This is a genomic window from Kribbella sp. NPDC051137 (genome assembly GCF_040682535.1).
GTDB lineage: Bacteria > Actinomycetota > Actinomycetes > Propionibacteriales > Kribbellaceae > Kribbella > Kribbella karoonensis.
Window position 1 is genome coordinate 888989 of sequence record NZ_JBFBBI010000004.1, and the last position, 25201, is coordinate 914189.

Here is a 25201-nt window from a genome sequence, read left to right on the forward strand (position 1 = left end):
AGCCTAACGGCACACGCGTCGACGTCGGGCCCCTGTCGTCCGCAGGTACGAATGGGCTGTGTCGATCGACAGGCCGGTGCAGGCGATCCCCAGTACGCCGTGGTACCACCGCCAGCCGACGCCCAACCCGATGAAGCCGTCCAGCGCCATGATTCCGCCGCCCGCGGCAACGGGCAGCACCAGGGCGGTGAGCGCGACCAGCATCAGGGGACGCGGGATTCTCCGGCCGATCGACGTCACGGTCGCGAGCACGATGCAGGCGGCGAGCACGCCACTCGCGGAAGCCAGCGACTGGGCGACCACCGGATCCAACGGGTAGCGGTCAGCCTCGGCAGCCGACACCGGCGGACCGCCCGGAAACCCCAGCCTCCCTTGCCACGCACGCACAGCCTTCCCCGCGGCATACCCGGCGAACAGCACAGCGAGCAGGTACGCCGGCCACTGCCGGACGCGCGCAGGTTCATCCATGCGACTGAACGTAACGACATCGGCACCGCCGCCCATCCCCCGTCCGGGTGAACCGTCTCCCCGCTCCGGGTGACGTATCCAGACGCCTTGCTCCTCAGCGGATTCTCAGTGGGAGCGGGAGTTCCAGCTCAGGACTTGTGAGGTCAGCCTTGCCTCACCTAATGTCCGAGCTGCACTTCTGCGTTCCCCTTTCCCGGAGAGTTCTGATGTCCAGCTCGCAGGTCGCGGTTCTCGGCGCTGTCGCCGGCCTCACCATCTATCTCGGTCTCCCGATCGGCCGGCTGCGCAATCCCGCGCCTCGGCTCAAGGCAGGCCTGAACGCGGTCGCGATCGGCATCCTGCTCTTCCTGCTCTGGGACGTCCTCGCCCACGCCTGGGAGCCGATCGACACCGCGCTCGCGGACAAGCATTGGGGTACGACGCTGGGCAACGGCCTGGTCCTGGCTGCCGGGCTGGGGATCGGGCTGCTCGGCCTGGTGTACTACGACCGCTGGATGGCCCGGCGGCGTACGGCGCAACCGAAACCCGGCCCCGGTGCGGCCGCGACCGGCGATCCGGCGCTGAGGCCGCAGACAGCCTCGGCCGCGGCCGGCCTGGCCACGATGATCGCCACCGGGATCGGCCTGCACAACTTCGCCGAGGGTCTCGCGATCGGCAACTCCGCGGCGACCGGCGAGATGTCGCTCGCCGTGCTGCTGATCATCGGGTTCGCCCTGCACAACGCCACCGAGGGCTTCGGCATCGTCGCACCGCTCGCAGCCGCAGGCGAGCGGCCGTCCTGGCTGACCCTCGCGCTGCTCGGGCTGATCGGCGGCGGCCCGACGTTCGTCGGGACGCTCATCGGGCAGCGGTTCGTCAACGACACGTTGTCGGTGGCGTTCCTCGGCCTCGCCGCGGGTTCGATCCTGTACGTCGTCATCGAACTACTGGCAGTCGCTCGCAGGGCCGGCCTCAAGGAACTCACCACCTGGTGCATCCTGCTCGGCCTCCTGGCCGGTTTCGCCACCGACGCCGTGGTCACCGCCGCCGGAGCCTGAAGGCCGGCAACCCGTCAAACTCTGGCGGTCTGCCGGTACTGCGACGGGGACCGGCCGGTCTCGGTGCTGAAGACGCGGCTGAGGTAGAACGCGCTGCGGTAGCCGGTGCGTTCGGCGATCGTCTGGAGGGTGGCGTCGGTTTCGGTGAGGAGTTCGCGGACTCGTCGGAGGCGGATACGGCGCAGGTAGTCGGCCGGCGTGACGCCGTGGGTCGTCTTGAAGCGGCGGGAGAACTGGGCGGAACTGATGCCCAGCTCGTCGGCGAGGTCGCCCAGCGAGAGATCCGGCGAGTCGAAGTGGTCGTGGAGGTAGGCCGTTGCCTGCAGCACCAATTCGTCGCCGGGCGCTGCCCGCTGCGCGCGGGACGCCATCAGCACGAGGTCGGTGACGACGTGGGTCGCGATCAGCTCGGTGTGGTCGTCGAGCATGGTCAGGTCCGCCCGCAGACGGTCGAGGTCCAGCAGTCGCGTGCGGCCGACCGGCGGCTCGAGCACGGTACTGAAGCGGGCGTGGAAGAAGGCAGTCGGACGCTGCATCCGGCGCCACAGCACACCGCCCGGCGGACAGATGACGACGTCGCCGAACGTCGCCACACCACGAGGTACGCCGCTGACTTCGAAGGCGAACGCGCCGGTTCTGGGCAGTAACAGGCTCCACGTCTCATAGGTGTCGACGGCCAGACTGAACTGCTTCCGGCGGGGCGCGAGCAGGTAGCCGTCGAGCGTGAGCATGTCAAAAAAGTACATGCCGACGTCCAAATCAGCCATGTCACCGACAACACGACAGACGGCAGAGTGCATGCCATGGTCGATGTCTGTGTGTACGGCGGCACCCCCGCCGGTTGTGTCGCCGCGATGACGGCACAGCAGGAAGGTGCGTCCGTCGTTCTGATCGAGCCGGGCCGATCGCTGGGCGGCATGCTCGTCGCGGGCATCAAGCCCCGGCAGGACTGCCCGCTCCCCGCCGCGGCCGGCGGCCTGACGAGGGACGTGGTCTTCGGCTTCGGCGAGCACCCCCACGACGTACTGCGCGCCTTCCACGAGTGGACCGCTGGGATCGACGTGTACTTCGAACGCCGCGTCCGCTCGGTCACGCGCGACGGCAACCGCATCACCGGCATCCAGCTGGAGACCTCGACGCCCGACCGGTGGGGTGTCCCGCTGCCGGCGAGCGAGTCCACACCGGACATCGACGTACAGGCCGACGTCTTCATCGACGCGTCGTACGAAGGCGACCTGATGGCCCTGGCCGGGGTCGCCTACCGCACCGGGCGGGAGTCCCGGGACGACTTCGGCGAGGACCTTGCCGGTGTCCGGCCCGTCACCAACTGGACGCCGCTCGACCCGTACGTCAGTCCTGGCGACAGCTCCAGCGGACTGCTTCCGCTCCTCGACCCGGACCACGGTCTCCCGCTCGGCGCGGCGGACGACTACGCCCAGGCGTACAACTTCCGCTTCTACGTCACGACCGACCCCGCGGCCCGCAGGCCGATCACGCCGCCCGATGGCTACTCGCCCGACGACTACGAACTGGTACGCCGGTACATCGCTCAGCTCGGATCCGACCTCGACGCGCTGCGTGGGATCTTCCCCGGCTGGCTCAACTCCGGCGAGTACAACTACCAGCGGGCCTCCTTGATCACCAATGCCCCGCTCGGCGTGAGCCGCGAGTACCAGGACGGCGACTGGGACACCCGGGCGCGAGTCTGGCGTCAGCACATCGACTACCTGCGCGGGCTGCACCACTTCCTCTCGACGGATCCCGCCGTACCAGCGGAGTTCCGCGCGGAGACCGCGGCGTACGGACTGGATGCGAGCGTCTTCCCGGACACCGACGGCTGGCCCCCGCAGCTGTACGTGCGGGTCTCCCGCCGGCTCGACGGCGTCTACACCGTCACTCAAGCGGACGTGGCCAACCTGACGGACCCTGCCGACAGCATCGGCCTGGCGCTCTTCGGCGTCGATGTCTATCCGGTACGACGGATTCCGCGGCGCGACGCCACCACCGGGCAACTCGGCGTGGCGACCGAAGGCGACATGTTCATCGGCGGCCATCTCGGGACCGGCCGGCCGTATCCCGTCCCCTACCGGGCCATCACGCCGAAGCCGGACGACTGCGGCAACCTGCTCGTCCCGGTCTGCCTGTCCGCGACGCACATCGGCTACGCGGCGACCCGGATGGAGCCGGTCTTCTGCGTACTGGCCGAGTCGGCGGCGGTCGCCGCGGTTCAGTCCGTCCGGGCGGGAACCGCCGTACAGGACATCGACATGTCCGCGTTGCGGGACCGGCTCGCCGAGCGCGGCCAGGTCCTCGCCTGGGAGACCCGACCATGACGGACCGCCCGGCATTCGGCGTCAACTACGTACCGCGGCAGCAATGGTGGAACGCGTGGCTGGACTTCGACGAACGCTCGATCGCCGAAGACCTGGCGGCGATCGCGGCCCTCGGCTGCGACCACGTGCGCATCCAATGTCTCTGGCCCGTCTTCCAGCCGACGCCCACCACCGTCTCGGCCGCCGCGATGACCCGGCTGTCGGTTCTGCTGGACCGCGCGCACGACGTCGGCCTCGACGTCTGGGTCACCGTGCTCAACGGCTTCCTCTCCGGCTGGGTCTTCCGGCCGCCGTGGATCCCGAAGGCGAACCTCTTCACCGACACCCTCGCGCTGGCCGCTGCCAAGACCCTGATCGCCTCCGTCGCCGAACTGGTCGCCGCTCATCCTGCCGGCGCCGGCATCGACCTGGGCAACGAACCGAACATGCTGGTCGGCTTCGAGCCCTCGAAGGTCACCACGCAGGACCTCGACGACTGGGCGCGCACGCTGATCGACGCCGCGCATGCCGCGGCGCCCGGGCTACCGGTCGTCCTCGGAGCCGACCACCAGCCGTGGACCACCTCGCAGACCGGCTTCACCCCCGCGTTGCTCGCCAACGAGCCCGACCTCACGACCGTCCACGCCTGGCCGTACTTCAGCGGCTTCATCGGTCACTTCGGCGAACAGAACGACCTGGCCTGGTCGATCGGCGCCTTTCTCGCCCAGGTCGCCGCCGCGCACCAGACGGCGCCGAAGCCCCTCTGGATCCAGGAGATCGGCGTCGCGCCCGAATGGGTCACCGACGTCAGCGTCGAGCACGCGACCGAACGCCTCCTCCGCCACTCCCTGTCGGTCCCCGGCGTCGGCGCCGTCACCTGGTGGGCCTCCCACGACATCCGGCCCGAGTACGGCGGTTTCGCGCCACTCGAGTACGGACTCGGTCTCCTCGACGTTCACAACCACGTCAAACCGGCCGGCCACCGCTTCGCAGAAGTCGTCGCCGACCTCCGCAAGGCCGCCCCGACCCCGCGGCTCGCCCCGACGAGCGTCGCTCTGCCGCCGGACGGGGTCGCCGACCTCGAGTTCGCCACCGAATGGGCCGCGGCCTGGTCCGACGGCATTCCCCCGGAGATCACCCGCGCCGGGCGGTAGCGACTCGCCGGGCGCATGCATCCGGCGGCGACGGGTACCAAAGGATCGCCATGATTCAGGAGGCGAACCCCAATGGACCTCGAACTGATCGGCCCGACCGGCAAGTACCCACGAGCCGCGTTGGCAGAACCGCCGTCGAGTGGCTACCTCCACCTCGCCGCATCCGTCGAACCCCCGAGCGGTCGGGCGCCGTTCACCCGCTCCAGCGAGAACAAGACACGCCTGCTCGAGGAACTGAAGACGATGGCGGCAAAGCTCGAGGAGCGCGGTGACGTCACCAAGGTCACCGTGTACGACGCGATCGTCGTGCCGCCACCGACGGGGTACGCCCGCCGGCACGGCGTACACCACGCTCGGTACGACGTCGTCGTACTCGTCGAGACCACCTTGCCCGAGGTGATCGCGCAGGTGCAGGAGTCCGAGGAGTACCGCACCCTCCACGATGCTCTCCTCGCCGCGTCGACCGACCTGCATGTCATGCCGGCGCGCTGCACGCGATCACTCGGCGATGTGGACAAGTCACGCCCGGGGTTGTTCTTGTTCAACTACTTCGTCGCCGCGGACACCGAGGTCGCGCTCGAGCTGTGGGAACACCTGGCCAGCTGGTACAAGAAGAACACCGGTCTGGACAACTCCACCCTGCTCCAGCCGACGGACAAGTCCGACTACGTCTTCGTCAACCACGCGCGCTGGGACTACGGCGTACCGCAGTTGCTCCTGCGGCAGGTCACCAGGCCGAGCTTCCGCAGCTACGTCCTCACCAACCTGCTCGTCAACCGCACCGGAGCGATGCCGCTCCTCTACCACCTCGCCTGAGCCCGATCGACAGGAGGTACGGATGCTTGCCATGGTCATCGACCCGGAGACGATCCCGCCGGCCCGACCGGACCCACCGGACCCGTACGAGCCTCCGGTCCCGCCCAGCCCGACCCGGCCGGATCCCACCGAGCCGCCCGAACCGACAGAACCACCCCCACCGCCCACCGAGCCGGCACCGGTCTGAGCCGGGCGTTTGCGACCTGGAAGTCGTTCGTGCTGACCTGGCTCGCGGTCTACCCGATCCCGCTGGTCCTGTCGTCGTTCATCAAATGGGCCGCCCCCGGCCTCCCGCAGCCCGCCCTCCTCGGGACACCTCCAGGTCGACCAGTGCCAGCCCGATGTCCGGGCGTTGGGTCTTGCGGAGGTATCCCGGTGCCTCGCGCACGATGACCTCGAGCGTCGGCCAGACCTCGCCCGCGAGCAGATGCCCGCCGCGAACCTGCCCGTCCGCCAGACCGAGCACAGCATGCAGGTGTACGGCGGGGCCGTCCGGGCCGAGGGCGATGTCGCCGAGCAGCGACAGCACCTCGCACTGCTCCCCCACCTCGATCCGCCGGTAGTCCTTCGCCTCGCGGTCGAACCACCCGACAGTCGCCGTACTGAACGCTCCGACCGCCGTCAACTGTGCCGCGGTCAACTCCTCGGCCCGCGCGAACTGCCCGAGCAACTCGACCGCGTCGTCTCCCGGCTCGCCGATCACGGCGTACACCCGTTCACCGACCGCCGGCTCCAGCAACTTCCAGCTCACGTCGACCTCCGATCCATCCGTCGGTGCCCCTCGGCGAGCAGCTTGAGCCGTCGCAGTGCCTCCGCGTTGCGCGGATGCAGCATCAGGTCGGCGACGGCCGCCGGTAGCAGCGCGACCGGCCCGCTGACCGCCTTCTCGGTCATCACCAGGCGGCACCCGTCCGGCGTCTCGTCGGCGCGGAACTCGACCTCGCCGTGCCCGGCTGGCCAGACCCGCAGGCTCAACCGGAGCCGCCGGCCGGGCTCGTACTCCAGCGACGTCGTCGTGTCGTCCACCAGCAACGGCCAGGCCCCGACCGAGTGGTGGATCCGTCCGCCCGGTTCCGGGAACGACGGGTCGACCTCGCGGATCCGGGACGCGCCGACCACCCACGCGGCGTACGACCAGCCGTCGATGAGCACCGCGAACACGTCCTCGGGGCTCGCTTCGATCAAACACTCGTTCTCGCTCATGCAACCCCCGGTACCCGTTGCCACCGGCCGCGGTCAGTCACGCCGGTAAGCCCGGTCCCCGGTGGCCCGCCGCCGTTCGTTGCGTGGGCTGCGCGGTTCGAGGTCCATCCGTCGTGAGCGGGCCAGGAACAGGGTCCCGAGGCCGACGACGGCTGCCACTGCCACCACGGCGACGACCACCCAGACGGCACCGTTGTAGTCCTGCGGAGTGGAGTCCGCCGACCCCGGCGGGTTCGGCGCGGGTGAGTTCGTCGAGCCCAGCGTCGGGGACGGTGACGGTGCTGCTTGCGCGCCCACCGTTGCCGCGGTTGCCATCGCCAGCGCCAACAGGCTCGCCGCGGCCAGCATTCGCCATGCTCTGCTCATCATCGTGATCCGGTGCCCGCGCCGCACGGCGGCAAACGGATTGCGCAGCCCGGCGGCAGGGAACCGGCTGCTCATGAAGATCGTTGCCATCGGCCTCGGTTGCCTGCTCGCGTTGACCGGTTGCGAGTCGACCGCCGACCGCGTGCAGCTGAACGCGCAGAGCCTGCAGAGCGACGCCGTCGACGGGGCGGTGCTGGCCGGCGAGATCGTGGCCGGCCGAGCCGGACCGACGTTCGCCCGCACGCACGCCCAGGAACTCCAGGACGACACCAGCCAGATCGAGAAGAACGTCTACGACCAACGGCTCCCCCGGTACAACGACCTGCAGCAGCTGGCCGACCAGATCGGCGCCGCGCTCGGGTCGATCGCCGTCCGGCCCGACGACACCTCGCTCGCGCAGAGCGCCCGCGCCACGCTCCTGCGACTCGCGGCCGACGCAGCCCGGATGACCTCATGAAACGCCTCCTCAGCGTTGCCCTCGGCATCATCGCCGCGCTCGGCGGCTTCGTCGACATCGGCGAACTGGTGTTCAACAGCCAGGCCGGTGCTCTCTTCGGCTACCGGACCCTCTGGGCGATCCTGATCGGGGTGATCGTCAGCATCGTGCTCGCGGAGCTGAGCGGCCGGGTCGCGATCGTCGCCCGGAAGGCCAACTTCGACCTGGTCCGCGACCGCTATCCGCGCTGGCTGTCGACGACGACCCTGGTCGCCGGGCTCGCGGTCTGCCTGATCACGCTGTCCGCCGAACTCGGCGGTCTCGGGCTGATCCTGCACTACGTGCTCGGCTGGAACGAGGGGTTCTTCACCCTGGTCGGCCTGCTGATCATCGTCGGCTCCAGCCTGCTGCTGTCGTTCAGCACGATCGAGCGGCTCTTCGGCTACCTCGGGCTCGGCCTGGTCGTCTACCTGATCGCGGCGTTCCACCACGGGCCGGCCTGGCACGACATCGGCCGCGGGTTCGTACCCAGCGGCGGCGGGCCGCAGTACTGGTACTTCGTGGTCGGCATGATCGCGGCGGCCATCATGCCGTACGAGATCTACTTCTACTCCTCCGGCGCGATCGAGGAGAAATGGACCACCAAGGACCTGTCCGTCAACCGCGCCAACTCCGGTCTCGGCTTCCCGCTGGGCGGTCTGATCGCGGCCAGCCTGACCGTCGTCGCCGCGCAGCAACTGATGCCGATCGGACTGACCCCCGACAGCCTCGCGACCACCCTCCAGGAGGCACTGCACGAGCTCGGGCCGATCGCCTTCTACGCCGCCGTCGTCGGCGCCTTCGCGGCGATCGCCGGCGCGACCATCGACAGCGCGTTCTCCTGCGGCTACGCACTCGCCCAGCACCAGCGCTGGCCGTGGGGCGAGACGAAGGGCATCCGCGGCGCTCCGCGCTGGTTCGCGACGATGCTGGCCGCGGCCGGGATCGGCTTCGCGATCGTCCAGACCCGCGTCCACCCGGTCCAGCTCACCGAGTACGCCGTGATCGCGTCGGCCGTCGCGATGCCGTTGTCGTTCTACCCGATCGTCCGGGCCTCGCAGGACCGCGAGGTGATGGGCGAACACGCCAGCGGCATCATCGCCCGGCCGATGGCCTGGCTCTCGTACGCCGTCGTCTGCGTCGTCGCGGTCGCCGGCCCGATCCTGATGCTCGTCACCCACAACGGCGAACTGAAACACTGACGGGCGTGCCGGTCACCGTCAAGCGGACGATGTGCCGATGACAACGAACTCCTGCTTGACGACACGCCCGGAGAGGGCGTCTGATGGACCTCGAATCCTCCAGAAGCGCGGGGTTCCCGCGCTCGTCATCGGTTCATCGTTGCCCATCGCAATCGGTGATTCGTCCTGCCCTGCAGGCGGTACGAGCAGCGCACCGGGCAACCGTCCGGTATCGGGAGGAACATCGCCATGCACGGTCAACTCGCGCGGGAGTTCGCGGAGACGGCAGCACGACTACAGGACCGGGCCGAACCGGCCAAGATCCTCGACGCGATCGTGGACCTCGCGGTCCCGGCGGTCGGTTGCGGCCATGTCGGCCTCCTGGTCTGCGGCCGCGGCCGGACCCTGCGCCGCTGCCGGTCGACGGATGCCGAGGCAGCGGAAGCCGACCAGGTCCAGGTCGCCGTCCGGCAAGGTCCGTGCTGGTCCTGCCTCGCCCGCCCCGACGGCCCGCCCGAACTCCTCGTCGACGACACGGCCGACGAGCTCCGCTGGCCGGCCTGGAACCGCCCGGTCACCGAACTCGGCGTACGCAGCGTCCTGACCACACGCCTGGCCACCGTCGACAGGACCGTCGGATTCCTGACCTGGTACGCCGACACACCGCACGGCTTCGCCCCGGAAGCGATCAGAACCGCCCACGTCCTCGCCCTGCACGCCGCCGCTCCGCTCGCACACGCCCTCGAACACACAGCGCGGTGAGGCGGCTCACCCGCATCTCTGCGCCTCCATACCTGTCCAGCTCGACAGCAACTGTGCTGCGAACAGGTCGTCGACGGTCAATGCGCAGCGTGCTCCGAAGAGGACGTCTGCGAGCGCCTCCGGATGTTCCTTGACGTAGCTCCCGCACAGGTCGTGGGCCGCGATCTGTTCGTGTACCGCGTCGGCCTCCACGTGCTCGGTGAAGTACCGCGCCTGGTCCTCGGTGGCGCCCAGCCGGAGGGCACCCGCGGCGTACTGCCGGTTCGGTCGCGTGGACGTCATCTCCAGCGCCGCGAGATGGCCGATGAGCGCGCCCGTCCAGCGGCTGTGCAGCGCGAACAGCGACATCACGTTCGACACGGCCAGGGTGACCGCCGGAACGTCGGGAACGTAGTGCCCGTAGGCGTCGTCCAGGCCGAGCCAGCGCATCGTCGTCCGGAACAGCTCCGAATGCATCCGCTCGCACCGGCCTCCGCCGTACTCGTCGGCCTCGATCTCGACCAGCGCCGCCTTCGCCGCGCCGCCGAGGCGGGCAATCCCGAAACTGTGCGGGTCGGCCTCCTTCAGCTGGTACACGGACCGGTTCAGCACGAACTCCCGGAACTGCTCGCGGGTCGCATGCCGGCGCAGGTACGGCGCCAGCCGCGGTCCGTCGTTGCTGTCGATCAGCGACCGCAGTTGCGAGGCCACGGGTCGCGTGCCCGGCCTGACCGGGCAGTTCGCCGTGAGCCAGTCGATCCACGGCCGCTCCAACTCCGATCGGAAGGCGATCACTCCCGGATCCCATTGCCGGTCGGGGTCGACCTCGTCGAAACCTCGGTACTGCAACTCGTAGGCGATCCACAGCGCCAGCTGCAGGTCGTCGTCATACGGATCGGTGGCCGCGACGGCCGGGACTGGAACGGCATCCGCCCCCGTGAGGCTGTCGGCCATCCAGGCGCTGAGGGGCCCACGGGCCGGTGGTAGCTGCATGCTGCACCGGTACCCACGCGTAAAGGCGGGTACCGCGAGGACATGACAGAGATCCGCGCCTACCCGGACGGCCCGCTGCTGGTCCGCGGCGAGTTCGAACTCCTGGACGAGAACGGCGACCCGGTGCCGGCCAACCGCCGTACCATCGCGCTCTGCCGCTGCGGCCGGAGCGCGATCCCACCGCTGTGCGACGGCACGCACACCCTCCCGGTCAGGGGAACGTCTCAGGCGCCGAACGCCTCCGCGAGCCACGGCACCAGCCGGCGCGGGCCGAGCGCCCGGAAGTGATCCACCGGCGGGTCGTCCAGTAGCCCTCGTACGTCGTCCAGCCCGCCTGGTGCGTACGGCTCCGCGGCATCGACGAGGTCGTGCAATCGTCGCCGCGTCGATCGCGCAACTCCTGTATGCAGGTCCAACAGCTCACCGTGGACCCCGTCGCGCAGCGCGGCCCACCGGTTCTCCGCGATCCGCCAGGTAGGCGCCGGTGCCGGCAGCTCTCCGAGGTGATGCCGCTCGGTCAGTCCGGCCGCCAGCGCATACACGAACCGAACGATCGCCCCCGTCCGACCGGTCGTCGCCGGTACGTCGAGAACGCGCAGTTCCAGCGTCCCGAAACGGACGTGCGGGCGCAGCTCCCACCACCACTCCGACGGATCCGTCACCGCACCCCCGCGCGCCGCCCACTCCAGGTCGTCGGCGTGCTGTGCCCACGACGCGATGATCGGCGGCACGCCCTGACGTGGCAGCTGCCCCGCGATCACCGGACGAACAGAGCACAGGCCCGTGTCCCGCCCGCCGGCGAACGGAGCGCCGGCCGCCAGTGCCGCCAACTCCGGCAAGAGGTCGCGTAGCGCGTGGTAGACGGCCAGCGTGCAGCCGGCGTCGCCGAACGCCAGGTGGATCTGGAGCGACGACACGAGCTGTCGCCTGATCACCTCCCGGTACCGCCGGTCGAGGCCGCCGGCCCGCGCCGTCGCCGACAGCTCCACCGGTCCGTCGATCAACGGATGCACCGGTGCGGCGATCACCGCCCGGTCAGGGTCACACGCCTTCGCCAGCAGGGATCGGCACCGACGCAGTTCGTCGACGGCCGCGGACGGATCCTGGTGCACCGCGGTCGCGATCTCGACCTGGCAGGCGGGCAGCTCCGGCTTGATCCGCGGATCGTCGACGTCGGCCAGCAGGTCGGCGGCTCCCACCGGCAGCCAGTTCCCGCGGTCGACCAGCACCAGTTCCTCTTCGAGCCCGACGGTTCCGGCAACCGTGCCGGCGAAGACCGCCCCGAGCGACAGATCGTTGACCGCACCCATCAGCTACTCCCGGGCGTCCGCGTCCAGCACCTTGTTCACCGACCGTTCCAGGCCCGCGCGCGTCTCCTCGTCCTCCAGGTCGTCCCCGACCCGCCGTACCGTGCCGGCGATCGTGCGGCCGCGCTCGTACTGCTCGACGACCCGCGGGTCGACGTACGAGGAACGCGCCACCGCCGGCGTGTTGCCGAGGTGCTCCGAGACGTCCTCGAGCATCTCCTTCACCGCCGTGTCCAGCTCGCGTTTCGTGTCCGGCGGATCGGCCTCGGCCAGATCCACCGCTGCGTGCACGGTCGCGGTCCAGGTCCGCAGATCCTTCACCGTGAAGCCGTCGCCCACCAGCTCCTGGAAGCGTTCGTTGATCTGGACGGCGTCGATTTCGTGGTAGCCGTCCCGGTCGCGGAACATCAGCAGCCGCGGGCTCTTGTGCCGCCCCCGCTTCAGCGACCGCACCGCCGTCACCAGCTTGTCGTCGTCGAGCTCGACCGTACGGCGCTGCCCGCCCTTCGCGCGGAAGTCGAAGACCAGGCGGCCGTGGCTGACCCGGACGTCGCGGCGCAGCAACGTCGCCACGCCGCGGCTGCCGTTCTCCTCGGCGTACCGCGTGTTGCCGGTCCGGAACACGCCGTGGTCGAGCATCCGCAACGCGACCGCCAGTACCCGCCGCCGGTCGAGACCTTTCCGGTCCAGGTCCGCGTCGACCGCCTCGCGGAACGCCGGCAGCTTGCGGGACAGCAGCCGCACCCGGTCGTGCTTGTCCGCGTCCTGCGCCGTACGCCAGTCGTCGTGGTACAGGTACTGCCGGCGACCGGCCTGGTCCGTGCCGACCGCCTGGATGTGCCCGTTCGGGTAGGGACAGATCCACACGTCCTCCCACGCCGGCGGGATCGCCAGCGTCCGGATCCGTTCGACGACGTCGGTGTCGTGGATCGCGTTGCCCTCGGCATCGACGTACCGGAAGCCGCGGCCGCATCGCCGGCGGCCGAACCCTTCGGCCTCCGGATGACTGCGTCGCAGTCGCATGGGCCTCGTCCCCCCTTCGTCGGTCGGCTCACCGGTACCCGTGCGGACACCTGCGCAACGTGCCGTTTTCGGCCGGAGGTGGGCGGGTACCAGAACCTCCTACGAGTGATTGGGGCGGGCTATGGGGATCTGGGAGAGGTTCAAACGGTGGCGCCTGACGCACGAGGTCAACGAGGCGGACGCGCCGTCCGACAGCAGCGTGGCGATGACCCGGGCGATGGGCGGGAATCCCGACCTGGGTACGCCGACCACGACCGGCACGGGCACCAACGAGGAGTTCGTCGGACGGGTCGCAGGTGATGACGACGTCGTCACCGGCGAAACCGGCGCTGAGCAGCGAGCGCGCCACATGAAGGACACGTCCGACGGCTGATCAGGCTTGCCTATTCGTTCTCGGCCGCCTGTTGCAGGCAGGCGTAGATCAGTTGCAGGTAGTCGGCCCCGGCCACCGCCGTCAGAGCCGACGCGATCACACGGGTGAAGCTCGGCGCGAACAGGAACCCGGCGCTGAACCCGGTCGCCACCCAGATCGCCAAGCAGAACGGGCAGCTCAGCAGTTCCCCCACCGCGTGCCGCAGCGATCCGGACTCGCGTACGTCCTCCATCACGACCGCGTAGCCGCCCAGCGGCCGCTTCGCTCCCTGCCGATACTCGTCAGCCTCGGAACGAACCGACTCGGACACCTTCGTCGTCGCGCATCACCCCTTGTCGCCGACGCGGTGCCCACCCCCGCACCCGGGAAACGCGGGATTGCCGGCCGTCGCAGCGGGCACCCGGAGTACTGAAGGAGTTCTGAAGCAGTACTGGAACCGTCTCGGGAAGGAGTGCTTCCATGGACGCGCACGAAGCCTCGATCACGATCGACGTCGCACCGAACATCCTCTTCGACCGCCTGTCCGACGTCGACCGGCTGCCGGAGTACCTCCCGTGGCTTACCTCGCTCCACCGGACCGCGGAGTCCCCCGTCACCGCTCAGGGACCCGAGGCCCGGCGCCCGCACCAGGCCGTGCGCGAGGACGTCGACGTCACCGTCGGCGGCGGCCGCCGCGGCGGCTGGATCGACGTACTGGACGAAGAACGCACCCTGCGCTGGGGCACCGACGGCCCACACGAGTACGGCGGGGAGCTCACCGTCGGCTTCGTCGCCGACGGCACCTCGAAACTCACCGTCCGCGTCCACACCACCGCCGCCGCCCCGGTCGACGACGAACTCGAGCACACCCTGACCACGATCAAGTCCACCGTCGAACACCACCAGCCCACCGAGTCCTGAGTCACTAGCGGGTCACTACCGGGTCACTGTCGGCCGCGCAGCAGCGGGATCACCCCGCCGGCCAGGAGCGTGTCGATCTGGCGAGCCGACAGCTGATGGCGCAGCTGGACGGTCCGGTCACCGACGCGGGCGTCGAGCCCCTCGGACGACCGCAGTACGTCGTGCAAACGGTCGACGACGATCACGTCGCCGGCCTGGATCCGGTCGTAGTCCGCGGCGTCGGCGAACTCACAGGCCAGGACGCCGAAGTTCGCCAGGTTCTGCCAGTGGATCCGGGCGAAGGAGCGGGCGACGACCAGCCGCAGACCGAGGTATCTCGGCGTGATCGCGGCATGCTCGCGCGACGACCCCTGGCCGTAGTTGGTGCCGCCGACAACCGCGTGGTCGCCCAGGTCACGTACTCGGCCGGCGTACTCCGGATCGACCGGCCGGAAGGTGAACTCGGCCAGCTTCGCGATGTTCGACCGGTACGGCAGCGCGGCCGCTCCTGCCGGGGAGATCTCGTCCGTCGACACGTCGTCGCCGACCTTCAACGCCACCGGCACCTCGAGCCGGTCCGGCAGGCCGTCGAAGTCCGGCAACGTACCGATGTTGGGCCCCTTCTGCAGCTCGCCCGGGTCCGCGGGCGGCGGCTCGAGCATCGCCCGGTTGACGCTGTGCCGCGCGGGCAGCCCGAGTGCCGGATACGAGACCGCATCCTGTTGCGCCCAGTCGCGCGGATCGACGATGACGCCGCTCAACGCGCTCGCGGCCGCGGTCTCCGGCGAACACAGGTACACCGCGTCGTCCGCGCTGCCGCTGCGGCCGGGGAAGTTCCGCGGCATCGTCCGGAGGCTGTTCGTCCCGCCGGCCGGTGCCTGCCCCATCCCGATGCAGCCGAGGCAACCCGCCTGGTGAACCCGCGCCCCCGCCCGCACCAGGTCCAGCGTCACGCCCATCCGGGTCAGGTCTTCCAGGATGCTGCGCGACGTCGGGTTGACGTCGAAACTGACCGCCGCACCGGTCTGCCGGCCGCGGACCATCGCGCCGGCGATCGCGAAGTCCCGCAGTCCCGGATTCGCGCTGGACCCGATCACGACCTGGCCGACCTCGGTCCCGGCGACCTCCCGGACCGGTACGACGTTGCCCGGCGACGACGGCGTGGCAACCAGGGGGTCCAGGCCGGCCAGGTCAATGGCGTCCGAGACGTCGTACGTCGCGTCGTGGTCCGCCACCACCTCGGTGAACTCGTCCTCCCGACCCTCGGCCCGGAGGAACTCGCGGACCGCGTCGTCGGCCGGGAACACCGTCGTCGTCGCGCCCAGTTCGGCGCCCATGTTCGCGATCACGTGCCGGTCCATCGCGGACAGCGAAGCCAGCCCCGGGCCGTGGTACTCGACGATCCGGCCGACCCCGCCGCTGACGCCGTACCTGCGCAGCATCTCCAGGATCACGTCCTTCGCCGACACGCAGGACGGCAGCTCGCCGGTCAGCTCGACTCCCCAGATCTCCGGCATCCGGAACCGGAACGGCTCACCGGCCATCGCCTGCGCGACGTCGATGCCGCCGGCCCCGATCGCCAGCATGCCGAGCGAACCGGCCGCGCAGGTGTGCGAGTCCGAGCCGAGCAGCGTCGCGCCCGGACGGCCGAAGCGCTGCATGTGCGTCGGGTGCGAGACACCGTTGCCCGGCTTGGAGTACCACACGCCGAAACGCCCGCAGGCGCTGCGCAGGAACCGGTGGTCCTCGGCGTTGCGTTCGTCGGCCTGCAGGAGGTTGTGGTCGACGTACTGCACGCTCACCTCGGTACGGACCCGGTCGAGGTCCATCGCCTCGAGCTCGAGCATCACCATCGTGCCGGTCGCGTCCTGCGTCAGCGTCTGGTCGATCCGCACCTCGATGCCGGCACCCGGTACCGGATCACCGGAGACCAGGTGCGAGGCGATCAGCTGCTGCGCGACGTTCACGGCCCCCCAGTACCCCGCTCGCCGGGTTAGGACGCATACGGCGGGGTACTCGAACGTCGTCCCGGTGGTGGTACAAGAGTGTGCTGCGTCGACCGGGGTGAGCTCGACAGGACAACGCACATGTCACGTGGCCCGGTCGCACTGTCCCAGTCCCGCGCCGACGAGTCCGCCCGGCTGGAGCGGCTGCTCCGCTCCGCACACGCCGCCCGGGGACGGCAGCGCGAAGAACTTCTCGATCAGGCGATCGCGGCAGGTCTGCCGCTCGCCCGGACCCTGGCCCGGCGGTACCGCGGCCGCGGGGTCGACGACGAGGACCTCGAGCAGATCGCCTGCGAACACCTGATCATTGCCGTCCGCAACTACCGCCCCAGTGACGGCTCCGACTTCCGGTCGTACGCCGTACCGACGATCCGCGGCGGCATCCGGCACCACTTCCGCGACCGGGCCTGGGCGATCCGGCTGCCTCGGCGGTTGCAGGAGATCCAGACCCGGGTGAACGCCGCCCAGACCGCTCTCGTCGTCGAGCTCGGGCACTGGCCGAGCCACCGCGAGATCGCCGAAGCGCTCGGCGTGGAGGTGGCGGAGGTGGTCGAGGCGGAACAGGCCCGCGGCTGCTTCCAGCCCGACTCCCTGGACGCACCGCGGCCGGCCGACGGCAGCGTGGTCAGCATCGGCCGCACGCTCGCCGATCCGGGAGACACCTTCGAGCTGGTCGACCAGGTGAGCAGTCTCCGCCTGGTGGTCGAGAAGCTACCGGACCGCGATCAGCTCATCCTGCGCCGGCGGTTCGTCGACCACTGCACCCAGGCGGAGATCGGCGCGGAGATCGGCGTCAGCCAGATGCAGGTCTCCCGCCGCCTGCGCGCGATCCTCAACCAGTTGCAACTGGCCCTCTCCCCCTGGACCACCGACACCAGCGAACGAGCCGGATGAGTGTCGTCACCGGACTCAGCTCAGCTCCAGCCGCATGTCGTAGTTGGGGAGGTTCTGGCCGCGGATCCAGTTCTGTTCGTTGGCGCGGGTGACTTCGAAGCCGAAGCGTTCGAAGGCGGGGCGGGCCGTTCGGCTCGCGTGGGTGTGGAGTTCGGAGAGACCGAGTTCGCGGGCCTTGGCGACGACTGCCTCGACCAGAGCGCGGGCGACTCCGCGGCCGGCGGCGTCCGAGTGCACGAACAGCATGTCGAGCAGGCCGTCGTCGGTGACGTCGCTGAAGCCGACGACACGGCTGTCGAGTACGGCGACGAAGGTGTGCGCGGCGGCGCGGCGCTCGTGCCACTCCACCAGGTCGGCCTCGGCCGGCGCCCAGGCGGCGACTTGCTCAGGTGAGTAGTCCTTCGAGGCTGTGTCGCGGACCGCGTGGAAGTACGACTCCCAGGTCGGTTCCGCGTCGTCGGGTTCGTACGTGCGCACGCTCAGGGTCACCGACGAGACGATAGCCGGTCAGGCGGGGTCCGGCTGGACGCCCGTCAGTTCGGCGGTGCGGTCCCAGAGTCGTGCGCGGACGTCGCGGTCGTGGACCCGCGCGTCGAGGCGGGCCGGGCCGACGCCGCGGAAGAACTCGCCGAACTTCTGCGGGCCGTAGTAGTCACCACCTTGTACGCCGGGGCCGGTAGCGGCGTACAAGATCGGCAACGTGCCTTCGGGGACCGACTGGGACAGCGCCTTCGTCAGCGCGTTGAGGGGTCCCGCGACAGCGCCGAGGCCCTGGTTGCGGGCCCCCGCGGCGCCGATCTCGGTGCCGGTGAAGCCGGCGTGTGCGCCGACGCTGATCACCTCGGATCCCTCGCCGCGCAGACGTTCCTGCAGTTCCAGTGCGAACATCAGCCCGGCCAGCTTGGACTGCGAGTACGCGGACGCCATCCGGAACCGCCGCCGCTCGAAGTTGAGATCCTCGACGTCGAACCCCCTGCCACGATGGGCAATGCTGGACACGGCCACGACACGCGCCGCGCCCGCCGCACGCAGCGCCGGCATCAGCAGCCACGTCAACGCGGCGTGCCCGAGGTAGTTGGTCGCGAGGATCGACTCGTGCCCGTCGACGGTACGCCGCAACCGCCCCGCCGGAATGCCCGCGTTGTCGATCAGCACGTCGACCCGATCACCCGTACGCTCCCGGATCTCCGCAGCCCCCGCACGCACCGAAGCCAGATCAGCAAGATCCAGCACCACGAGCTCCCCGCCAACCGCAGCCGCCGCCCGCTCCCCCCGCTCCCGGGACCGACAGGCCAGCACGACCCGCGCCCCCTTACCCGCCAGCACAGTCGCCGCCCGCAACCCCAGCCCCGAATTGGCACCAGTGATCACGACCGTACGCCCACCCTGATCCCCGATATCACCCTCGGACCAGCCCGCCATGCCGCGGCGCTACTTCTTCTCGTGGGCGGCGACGGCCTTGAGGTGTTCCGGGCGGGGCTTGGTGACGTGGTCGGCGTACTCGGGGTGTTTGGGGAGCCAGGCGGCGACGTACGGACAGACGGGGACGATGGCGTAGCCGTTGGCGATGACGTCGTCGACTGCGGCGCGGACGAGTTGGGAGGCGAGGCCTTGGCCGCTGTAGGCGTCGGAGACTCCGGTGTGGAAGAGGACCCGCTGGTTCTCGACGTCGACGTAGTCCTCCTCACCGATCACCTCACCGGACTCAGTGTCGATCAGGACGTATCTGGACTCCCCGGGCCGGTTCTGTACTTCGAAGCGTTGATCGGTCATCGTCGCCCTTCTTGTCCGGTCTCTTTCGCGTCCTGGAATGGTAGTCACAGCGCGTTGGACAGCACGAGCGTCGCGACCGAGAGCGTCAGCATCCCGAGGCAGTTGACCCAGAACTCCTGCTTCAGGAACCGCGCCCGGTAGTGCGCGTACGACGCACACACGAAGTACCCGATGACCGCGACGTTCGTGGCGAACGCCACGCCCGGGTATTTGAGGCCGGCCAGCAACCCGGCGACCGCGAAGGACTTGATCACGATCAGGATCCACCACCAGTCGCGGGGCAGCCCGACCCCGTCGAGGCAGCGCCGGATGAAGGCCGGCGGTCGTACGGACATCACGGCGTCGCTCAGCAGCGCGAGAGCGAGCAGAGCCGTCGGCCACCAGACGTGCGGTACGTCGATCATGCGGCTGCTCCGATCACGAACGCGACGACCTCGCGCAGCCGGTCGACGGCCTCGGGCTCGCCGAGGGTGCCGTGCGAGACCGTCATCAGGATCCCGAGGTACGAGAAGTAGACGACCCGCGCCGCCCGTTCGGCGTCGCCGGAGCCCGCGCTTTCCAGTACGGAGGTGATCTCGCCGAGCAAGGACCGCGCGAGGTCCTCGAAGATCGCCGACTCGTGGGCGCCGCGGACGATGATCGCCGCGTACTCGCGGGACAGGCCCTTGTCGAGAGCGAAGTACCGGATGAACGGCTCGAACAGGGCCACGATCGCGTCCACCGTCGGAGCCGGGGCCGATCCGGCACGCGAGCGATGCGCGGCGCCGATCCAGCCGTCGAAGATCGCGACGAGCAGCGCGTCCTTGTCGCCGACCGCCATCACGGTCCCGGAACTGACGCCCGCGGCGGCGGCGATCTGCCGGATCGTCGTCGCGGCGAACCCTTGATCGCGGAACAGCCGCTCGGCGGTGGCCAGCACCCGCTGCCGCGTGGTCTCCCGCTGGGCGGCGCGAGACTGAACACGTTCACTGAACATGTTCAGCAGATTAGCAGACGGGATCCCGGACGATCAGCAGTACGCCGGCACCGGTCGGTGCGAGCGCCTCGCTGACGCGCGCGTCGGCGGTGACGAGGGCGCGGAAGTCGGCGACCTGGTCGGCGTGCGAGAGGACGTTGTCGACGGCCAGCAGGCCGCCCGGTTCGAGGACGCGGACGAGGTCCGGCCAGTACGAGCGGTACGCGGGGCGCTCCGCGTCGAGGAAGATCATGCCCCACTCGCCGTCGGCCGATTCACTCAGCGCGTCGGCGGCGTCCTGGATCCGAAGTTCGACGACAGAGCGCAGGCCGGCGCGGTCGAGATTGGCGGCGGCCTCGGCGCTCCGGTCGGGGTCGAGCTCGACGCTGACCATCCGGCCGCCGTTCGCGCGGACGGCGTCGGCGAGCCAGAGGGTCGAGTAGCCGTTCGAGGTTCCCAGTTCGAGCAGGTGCTGGGTACGGGTTGCACGGACGATGAGGGCCAGGAGGGCGGCGCTGTCGGGTTCGAGATTGCGGAGCCGGTCCAGGCGGTCCGGCTTGCCGGCGTCGTGGTCGACGCCGTACCGGTGCAGCTGGTCGGTGAGGGCGGTCAGCTTCTCGTCCATTGCACTCACTTTCTGGCGAGGTGGGCGATGCAGAGGTCTGGCTGGGCGAAGGGTCGCAGGGTGTCGACGGTGAGGGGGGATTGCCAGGATTCCATGGCGCCTTGCATGAGGCCGAGGTGGATCGCGCAGACGATGTCGGAGCGGTCCTCGGCGAGCTCGAGGAACGGGCACTGCCGGAGGCCGAGCCGCAGTGCGCCGTCGCCCGGGAGTTGTTGCGGGGCGAAGCCCAGCTCGTCCAGCATCTCGATCAGCATCCCAACCGACTCCCCCGCCTCCGGCGGCGCGGCGAGGGACGGGGGTTGGGTGCGGCCCCACTGGCGGCCGGCTGTGGTGGCTTGGGCTGTGGGGTTCGGGGTGGCGGCGAGGTTCGCGGTGAGGATTTCCGCGAGGAGGCGGTACTGCCGCGGGCCCAGGGGATCCATTCGGCGTACCGCCTGGAACATCAGCGGCGGGCGCCCCGGACCGCCCCGGTCCCCCGTCGTACGCTCGGCCTGGCCGTTGCCGACCAGGGTGTCCAGGTGGAATCGGGCGGTGTTGACGTGGACCCCGAGTCGCTCGGCGATCTCCGGGATGCCCATCGGCCGATCGGCGTCCCGCAGTACCCGCAGCACCTCCGCGCGACGCCCCGTCTCCGCCATGCCCTAGAGTTTACACAAGTAGGCTTTGTATAAATCCAGGAGGGGATCCGCGATGACAGCCGTACCGGAGCTCGACGTGCGAGGGATGCGCAAGCCCGACAAACATCCGGCGATCTTCGCGAGGTACGCCGAACTGCCCGTCGGCGCGGCGTTCGTGCTGGTGAACGACCACGACCCGAAGCACCTGCACGAGGAGTTCGAGGCGGACCACGCCGGCAGCTACGACTGGGAGTACCTCAACCGGGAGCCCCGCGACTGGCGGATCAAGATCACCAAGCTCGCCAGTACGCCGCTCCCCCGCGTCCTGGTCGACACCGGCACGGTCAGCGGCGACACGACCGGTGCGGCGACCGGTGCGACCTGGAAGCTGCAGGCCCGCGAGCGGGACCTCGACTCGAACATCATCGCGCTGGCAGCCGGCCAACGCATCGACGCGCACAGCGGCCCGGACCTCGACGTACTCATCCACATCCTCGCCGGCAGCGGCCGGCTGACGACCGAGCTCAGCACGATCGACCTCGAGCCCGGAGCACTCGTCTGGCTCCCCCGCCGCTCCCACCGTCAGTTCACGGCCGGCCCCGACGGCCTCCGCTACCTGACTGTTCATCAGCGCCGCCAGGCACTCGTCCTCAGCCCACCGCAGTAAGCAGGCGGGTGATCGCTTCCTCGACGGTACTGCGCGGGCAGCCGAGGTTGACCCGCATGTAGCCGTGGCCTTCCACTCCGAACTTCTGGCCCTTGTCCAGCCACAGCCGGGCCTTGGTGAGCATGAACTTGTCAAGCGCCTCGGCGTCCAGACCGAGACCGCGACAGTCCATCCAGGTCAGGTACAACGAGTCGGCGGGCAGCACGTGCAGCTTGTCGGTGGCGGAGTTCACGGCGTCGGCGAAGCGGAGATGGTTGCCCCGCAGGTACGTCAACAGCTCCGCCAGCCACGGCTCGCCGTGGCTGTACGCCGCCTCGCCCGCGACCATCCCGAGCAGGTTGACGATCGGGAACAGGTTCCGTTCGTACTGGCGGGCCAGCTCCGCACGCAACCGCGGATCGGGGACGAACACGTTGGCGCACTGCAACCCGGGCAGGTTGAAGGTCTTGCTCGGCGCCGTACACGTGATGCTGTTCCGCGCGAACTCCGGGCCGAGCGAGGCGAATGGGATGTGTCTCTTGTCCGGGTTGACGACGAGGTCCTGATGGATCTCGTCCGCCACGACCAGCACCCCGTGCCGCGCACAGATCTCCCCCATCGTCCGCAGTTCGTCCTCCGACCACACGTTGCCGGTCGGGTTGTGCGGATGGCTGAGGATGAACACCTTGGTGTCGGGCCGGATCGCGGCCTCGAACACCTGCGCGTCGAAGGCATACCCGTCGCCCTCGCGGACCAGCGGCGCGTACGCCAGGTGCCGTCCGTTCAGCCGTACGTCGTCGTGGAAGTGCGCGTACACCGGCGGCTGGATCAGCACCGAGTCACCCGGCGCCGAGAACGCCTGTACGACGGTCTTCAGCGTGGTGATGATCCCCGCCGTCACCAGCACCCACTCGCGCGGCACCTCCCACCCGAACCGGCGGGCCTGCCAGCCGGTGACCGCGTCCAGGTAGCTGTCGGTCGGACCGTTCGGATAGCCGAAGACCCCGTGGTCCACGGCCTCGTGCAGCGCGTCGAGAACTGCCTGCGGTGCCTTGAAATCCATGTCGGCGACCCACATCGGCAGCGGGTCGGCAGCGACCTCGTCGGGCCTCAGCCATTGCTTGCCCCCGGCCCATTTCATCGAGTTCGCCGTCCTGCGGTCGACGACCTCGTCGAAGACGGACCCGTTCATCTCACCGTCCCTCCAGGGCGTGGCTGCGGGACTGATGCTCGTCGAGGTGCGTCGCGAACGCGGCCCAGTCCCCCGCTTCCGCGTCGTCGAGCAGGCCGCGATGCTCCTCGATGACCTGCTGTGGATCGTCGGTGATCCGGTCGGCGCTGCGGATGATCGACAACTGCTGGCGGTCCTGGAGCCGGTCGTACATCGCAAGCATCGTGGCGTTTCCACCAAGCTCGACGAAGGCCCGGTGGAACCGCATCGCGAGCTTCGTGAACGTCGGGAAGTCGCCGGCGTTCAGCGCCCGCTCCTGCTCGTCGAGGTTCCCCGTCAGCTGCTCACGAAGACGTTCACGCTCGCGCGGACCCGCACGGCGGACACCGGCCGATTCCAGGGCGTGACGGACCTCCGCGGACTCGCGGACCTCGGCGGGCGTCAGCTCACGGACGAGCGCGCCGCGTTGGGCGTAGATCCGCACCCAGCCCTCGTCCTGCAGGCGGGCGAGCGCGGCACGGACCGGCGTACGGCTCATCGCCAGCGACGCGGCGACCTCGTTCTCGCTGAGCATCGACCCGGGCGGATACGTACCGTCCATGATCCCGCCGCGGACGAAGGCGTGCGCGCGGTCGGCCGCGCTCTCCCCAGTCACTCTGACACCTTAGAACGTCGCAGCCGCACTGCGCCGAGCGCGGCGACGACCAGCAACGCGACCCCGATCAACGCCGTGTCGGGCACGTGCGCCGCGAGACTCGCCGCGCGTTGCTCCAGAGCGGACTCGGAGTCGACCGAGGTGAGCCCGGCAAACCCGTCGGTGACCAGCAGCAGTACGCCGATCACGGCCGTCACCAGGCCGGACACGATCTGCGTCCACGTCGTACGCACGGGTCCGACCTGCACCGTCCGCGGCCGCACGACGATCCGCGCCTTCGGCCACACGAGGGCCAGCACCAGCAGCGGGGCCGCCATACCGAGCGCGAACACCGCCATCACGACCCCGCCGTACGCCGCACTCGCACCGAAGGCGGCGTACGTGAGGACCGACCCGAGCAGCGGACCCGAACATGCACCGGCGAGCCCGTAGACGGTGCCGAGCAAATACACCGAGACGGCCGACGTACTGCGGGCCGGTGCGCTGGTCCGGCCAGGCAGCCGCAGACCGAGCGCCTGATAACAGCCCAGAGCGATCAGCGCGTACGCCGCGACCCGGCTGAAGGCCCCGCGGTGCTCGATCAGGAAGGATCCGAGTCCGCCCGCGAGGACGCCGAGCGGAACCAGCGTCGTGAGCAGGCCGGCGTAGAACACCACCGTCCGGCCGATCAGCTTGCGCGGATCGTCGAAGGTGTACGAGAAGAAGGCCGGCAGCAGCATCACCGAGCACGGGCTCAGCAGACTCAACAGCCCGGCGAGCAGCGCCGCGGTGAGCCCGATCTGCACACCCGCCTGCAGCTCCGTCATCGGACGTTGTGCGCTTTCAGCCGCTGCTCGATGACCTGCTGGAACACCGACACCGGCTGCGCCCCGGACACCGCAACGTTGTCGATGGCAAAGAACGGCACGGTGTTCAGCCCGAACTGCTGCGCCAGTTCCGCGTCCGACTGCACGGCCGTCCGCAGGCTCTTGTCCGCCAGGTCCCGCTCGAACCGCGCCTGGTCCGGCACTCCGGCCTGCCGGGCGAACGCGATCAACTTCGCCCGCGGCAGCGGCGGGTGACCATGCGCGGGCGCAGCCTTGTGGACGGCCGCGAGATACTCCCAGAACTTGCCCTGCCGCGCGGCGGCCCGCCCCGCGATCGCACCCTGCCACGACTCCTCGCCGAACAGCGGCAGGTCCCGGAACTCGTAGCGCACCAGCCCTTTGTCGACGTACTCCTTCACCAGCGCCGGCAACGTCTCCCGGGTGAACTGCGCGCAGAACGGACACCGGAAGTCCGCGTACTCGACGATCGCCACCGGCGCGTCCGGCTTCCCCAGCGCCAGCGGGTCCCCCGCCTTCCGATGCGCCAGCCCCGGATCCTCGGCCTTCGCCGGATCCGCCGGGGTCGCCTGCGAGGCGGGCGCGGCCTCGGGCTTGTCCCCGCCGCCCTGGATCGACACCCCGACCAGCACCGCCCCGGCCAACGCGATCGCCGCCACCGGCGCCCACCGCAGATACGTCGCCCGTCGCGACTCCTTGCCTGCCAC

The 25201-nt window shown here is 69.9% G+C and carries 33 protein-coding genes; 12 read left to right on the forward strand and 21 right to left on the reverse strand.

Features of this window, described 5'->3' with window-relative positions; genetic code table 11:
* Positions 1-3: 3 nt before the first annotated feature.
* Positions 4-468 carry a hypothetical protein gene (locus AB0M51_RS25355; RefSeq protein WP_344194758.1) on the reverse strand — a complete coding sequence of 155 codons (465 nt, stop codon included), beginning with the start codon at positions 466-468 and terminating at the stop codon, positions 4-6.
* A 206-nt stretch (positions 469-674) separates the two neighbouring features.
* Between AB0M51_RS25355 and AB0M51_RS25360 the strand changes: the two genes are divergently transcribed.
* The gene (locus tag AB0M51_RS25360) at positions 675-1505 is read left to right on the forward strand and encodes a ZIP family metal transporter (protein WP_344194756.1); all 831 of its coding nucleotides are present in this window, start codon (positions 675-677) and stop codon (positions 1503-1505) included.
* A 14-nt stretch (positions 1506-1519) separates the two neighbouring features.
* On the opposite strand, the gene AB0M51_RS25365 is transcribed toward AB0M51_RS25360, so the two are convergent.
* Positions 1520-2272, reverse strand: a complete 753-nt coding sequence (locus AB0M51_RS25365) for an AraC family transcriptional regulator (protein WP_344194754.1) — start codon at positions 2270-2272, stop codon at positions 1520-1522.
* 36 nt (positions 2273-2308) lie between these two features.
* Between AB0M51_RS25365 and AB0M51_RS25370 the strand changes: the two genes are divergently transcribed.
* The 3 genes from AB0M51_RS25370 to AB0M51_RS25380 all read left to right on the forward strand — a co-directional run bounded on the left by AB0M51_RS25370 (position 2309) and on the right by AB0M51_RS25380 (position 5787).
* Complete coding sequence (locus AB0M51_RS25370; protein WP_344194753.1) at positions 2309-3838, forward strand: FAD-dependent oxidoreductase; 1530 nt, start codon at positions 2309-2311, stop codon at positions 3836-3838.
* A complete protein-coding gene (locus tag AB0M51_RS25375) occupies positions 3835-4971 on the forward strand; it encodes a hypothetical protein (protein ID WP_344194752.1) in 1137 nt (378 codons plus the stop codon). The genes AB0M51_RS25370 and AB0M51_RS25375 overlap by 4 nt, the downstream gene beginning before the upstream one ends.
* A 72-nt stretch (positions 4972-5043) precedes the next feature.
* Positions 5044-5787 carry a hypothetical protein gene (locus tag AB0M51_RS25380; RefSeq protein ID WP_344194750.1) on the forward strand — a complete coding sequence of 248 codons (744 nt, stop codon included), beginning with the start codon at positions 5044-5046 and terminating at the stop codon, positions 5785-5787.
* A 268-nt stretch (positions 5788-6055) separates the two neighbouring features.
* On the opposite strand, the gene AB0M51_RS25385 is transcribed toward AB0M51_RS25380, so the two are convergent.
* The 3 genes from AB0M51_RS25385 to AB0M51_RS25395 are packed head-to-tail and all read right to left on the reverse strand — an operon-like array spanning position 6056 to position 7431.
* Complete coding sequence (locus AB0M51_RS25385) at positions 6056-6538, reverse strand: PPC domain-containing DNA-binding protein (protein WP_363750704.1); 483 nt, start codon at positions 6536-6538, stop codon at positions 6056-6058.
* Positions 6535-6990, reverse strand: coding sequence for an SRPBCC family protein (locus tag AB0M51_RS25390; protein WP_344194742.1), 456 nt, complete (start codon positions 6988-6990; stop codon positions 6535-6537). The genes AB0M51_RS25385 and AB0M51_RS25390 overlap by 4 nt, the downstream gene beginning before the upstream one ends.
* 33 nt (positions 6991-7023) lie before the next feature.
* Complete coding sequence (locus tag AB0M51_RS25395) at positions 7024-7431, reverse strand: hypothetical protein (protein ID WP_344194740.1); 408 nt, start codon at positions 7429-7431, stop codon at positions 7024-7026.
* Here AB0M51_RS25395 and AB0M51_RS25400 point away from each other — a divergent pair.
* The 3 genes from AB0M51_RS25400 to AB0M51_RS25410 all read left to right on the forward strand — a co-directional run bounded on the left by AB0M51_RS25400 (position 7430) and on the right by AB0M51_RS25410 (position 9774).
* Positions 7430-7813, forward strand: coding sequence for a hypothetical protein (locus AB0M51_RS25400; protein WP_344194738.1), 384 nt, complete (start codon positions 7430-7432; stop codon positions 7811-7813). The two genes, AB0M51_RS25395 and AB0M51_RS25400, sit on opposite strands and share 2 nt — an antisense overlap.
* On the forward strand, positions 7810-9033 hold the full coding sequence (locus tag AB0M51_RS25405) for a divalent metal cation transporter (protein WP_344194735.1): 1224 nt from the start codon (positions 7810-7812) through the stop codon (positions 9031-9033). Before AB0M51_RS25400 ends, AB0M51_RS25405 begins: the two co-directional genes overlap by 4 nt.
* A 228-nt stretch (positions 9034-9261) precedes the next feature.
* Entirely contained in the window at positions 9262-9774 is a 513-nt protein-coding gene (locus tag AB0M51_RS25410; protein WP_344194733.1) for a GAF domain-containing protein, read from the forward strand.
* A gap of 6 nt (positions 9775-9780) precedes the next feature.
* Here AB0M51_RS25410 and AB0M51_RS25415 read toward each other — a convergent pair whose 3' ends face one another.
* Positions 9781-10746, reverse strand: coding sequence for an iron-containing redox enzyme family protein (locus tag AB0M51_RS25415; RefSeq protein ID WP_363750708.1), 966 nt, complete (start codon positions 10744-10746; stop codon positions 9781-9783).
* A gap of 42 nt (positions 10747-10788) precedes the next feature.
* Here AB0M51_RS25415 and AB0M51_RS25420 point away from each other — a divergent pair, with 42 nt between their 5' ends.
* On the forward strand, positions 10789-11034 hold the full coding sequence (locus tag AB0M51_RS25420) for a CDGSH iron-sulfur domain-containing protein (RefSeq protein ID WP_344194729.1): 246 nt from the start codon (positions 10789-10791) through the stop codon (positions 11032-11034).
* Here the strand turns inward: AB0M51_RS25420 and AB0M51_RS25425 are convergent.
* Both AB0M51_RS25425 and AB0M51_RS25430 read right to left on the reverse strand, forming a co-directional pair.
* Positions 10971-12056 (reverse strand): YbdK family carboxylate-amine ligase, encoded by a 1086-nt coding sequence (locus AB0M51_RS25425; RefSeq protein WP_344194727.1) that lies wholly within the window; start codon positions 12054-12056, stop codon positions 10971-10973. The genes AB0M51_RS25420 and AB0M51_RS25425 overlap by 64 nt on opposite strands.
* A 3-nt stretch (positions 12057-12059) precedes the next feature.
* Positions 12060-13076 (reverse strand): DNA topoisomerase IB, encoded by a 1017-nt coding sequence (locus AB0M51_RS25430; protein WP_344194725.1) that lies wholly within the window; start codon positions 13074-13076, stop codon positions 12060-12062.
* Between the two features lie 121 nt (positions 13077-13197).
* On the opposite strand from AB0M51_RS25430, the gene AB0M51_RS25435 reads away from it, so the two are divergent.
* A complete protein-coding gene (locus tag AB0M51_RS25435; protein ID WP_344194723.1) occupies positions 13198-13449 on the forward strand; it encodes a hypothetical protein in 252 nt (83 codons plus the stop codon).
* Positions 13450-13459: 10 nt separating this feature from the next.
* On the opposite strand, the gene AB0M51_RS25440 is transcribed toward AB0M51_RS25435, so the two are convergent.
* Positions 13460-13759 carry a DUF1360 domain-containing protein gene (locus AB0M51_RS25440; protein WP_344194721.1) on the reverse strand — a complete coding sequence of 100 codons (300 nt, stop codon included), beginning with the start codon at positions 13757-13759 and terminating at the stop codon, positions 13460-13462.
* A 149-nt stretch (positions 13760-13908) separates the two neighbouring features.
* Here AB0M51_RS25440 and AB0M51_RS25445 point away from each other — a divergent pair, with 149 nt between their 5' ends.
* On the forward strand, positions 13909-14349 hold the full coding sequence (locus AB0M51_RS25445) for an SRPBCC family protein (RefSeq protein WP_344194719.1): 441 nt from the start codon (positions 13909-13911) through the stop codon (positions 14347-14349).
* A 23-nt stretch (positions 14350-14372) separates the two neighbouring features.
* Here the strand turns inward: AB0M51_RS25445 and AB0M51_RS25450 are convergent, their stop codons facing one another.
* Positions 14373-16295: an aconitate hydratase gene (locus AB0M51_RS25450; RefSeq protein ID WP_363750712.1), complete on the reverse strand. Its 1923-nt coding sequence runs from the start codon at positions 16293-16295 to the stop codon at positions 14373-14375.
* Between the two features lie 120 nt (positions 16296-16415).
* Between AB0M51_RS25450 and AB0M51_RS25455 the strand changes: the two genes are divergently transcribed.
* Complete coding sequence (locus tag AB0M51_RS25455) at positions 16416-17228, forward strand: sigma-70 family RNA polymerase sigma factor (protein WP_344194715.1); 813 nt, start codon at positions 16416-16418, stop codon at positions 17226-17228.
* 15 nt (positions 17229-17243) lie between these two features.
* Here AB0M51_RS25455 and AB0M51_RS25460 read toward each other — a convergent pair whose 3' ends face one another.
* From AB0M51_RS25460 to AB0M51_RS25490, 7 genes are read right to left on the reverse strand one after another with little or no spacing between them, the layout of a single operon-like run.
* Complete coding sequence (locus tag AB0M51_RS25460; protein WP_344194713.1) at positions 17244-17717, reverse strand: GNAT family N-acetyltransferase; 474 nt, start codon at positions 17715-17717, stop codon at positions 17244-17246.
* 18 nt (positions 17718-17735) lie between these two features.
* Positions 17736-18599, reverse strand: a complete 864-nt coding sequence (locus AB0M51_RS25465; RefSeq protein ID WP_363750715.1) for an SDR family NAD(P)-dependent oxidoreductase — start codon at positions 18597-18599, stop codon at positions 17736-17738.
* Positions 18600-18659: 60 nt separating this feature from the next.
* A complete protein-coding gene (locus tag AB0M51_RS25470) occupies positions 18660-19001 on the reverse strand; it encodes a GNAT family N-acetyltransferase (RefSeq protein WP_344194707.1) in 342 nt (113 codons plus the stop codon).
* 44 nt (positions 19002-19045) lie between these two features.
* The gene (locus AB0M51_RS25475; RefSeq protein WP_344194705.1) at positions 19046-19405 is read right to left on the reverse strand and encodes a DoxX family protein; all 360 of its coding nucleotides are present in this window, start codon (positions 19403-19405) and stop codon (positions 19046-19048) included.
* Positions 19402-19977, reverse strand: a complete 576-nt coding sequence (locus AB0M51_RS25480) for a TetR/AcrR family transcriptional regulator (RefSeq protein ID WP_344194703.1) — start codon at positions 19975-19977, stop codon at positions 19402-19404. Before AB0M51_RS25480 ends, AB0M51_RS25475 begins: the two co-directional genes overlap by 4 nt.
* 10 nt (positions 19978-19987) lie before the next feature.
* The gene (locus tag AB0M51_RS25485) at positions 19988-20581 is read right to left on the reverse strand and encodes a class I SAM-dependent methyltransferase (protein ID WP_344194701.1); all 594 of its coding nucleotides are present in this window, start codon (positions 20579-20581) and stop codon (positions 19988-19990) included.
* A 5-nt stretch (positions 20582-20586) separates the two neighbouring features.
* Entirely contained in the window at positions 20587-21219 is a 633-nt protein-coding gene (locus tag AB0M51_RS25490) for a helix-turn-helix domain-containing protein (protein ID WP_344194699.1), read from the reverse strand.
* Positions 21220-21271: 52 nt separating this feature from the next.
* Here AB0M51_RS25490 and AB0M51_RS25495 point away from each other — a divergent pair, with 52 nt between their 5' ends.
* A complete protein-coding gene (locus AB0M51_RS25495) occupies positions 21272-21865 on the forward strand; it encodes a DUF2249 domain-containing protein (protein WP_344194697.1) in 594 nt (197 codons plus the stop codon).
* Here the strand turns inward: AB0M51_RS25495 and AB0M51_RS25500 are convergent.
* Genes AB0M51_RS25500 through AB0M51_RS25515 form a run of 4 tightly spaced genes read right to left on the reverse strand, consistent with a single transcriptional unit; the run spans position 21849 to position 25201 of the window.
* A complete protein-coding gene (locus AB0M51_RS25500) occupies positions 21849-23036 on the reverse strand; it encodes a MalY/PatB family protein (RefSeq protein WP_344194695.1) in 1188 nt (395 codons plus the stop codon). The two genes, AB0M51_RS25495 and AB0M51_RS25500, sit on opposite strands and share 17 nt — an antisense overlap.
* Position 23037: 1 nt before the next feature.
* Positions 23038-23670, reverse strand: a complete 633-nt coding sequence (locus tag AB0M51_RS25505) for a GntR family transcriptional regulator (RefSeq protein WP_344194693.1) — start codon at positions 23668-23670, stop codon at positions 23038-23040.
* Positions 23667-24476 (reverse strand): cytochrome c biogenesis CcdA family protein, encoded by an 810-nt coding sequence (locus AB0M51_RS25510; RefSeq protein WP_344194691.1) that lies wholly within the window; start codon positions 24474-24476, stop codon positions 23667-23669. The genes AB0M51_RS25505 and AB0M51_RS25510 overlap by 4 nt, the downstream gene beginning before the upstream one ends.
* The gene (locus AB0M51_RS25515) at positions 24473-25201 is read right to left on the reverse strand and encodes a thioredoxin domain-containing protein (RefSeq protein WP_344194689.1); all 729 of its coding nucleotides are present in this window, start codon (positions 25199-25201) and stop codon (positions 24473-24475) included. The genes AB0M51_RS25510 and AB0M51_RS25515 overlap by 4 nt, the downstream gene beginning before the upstream one ends.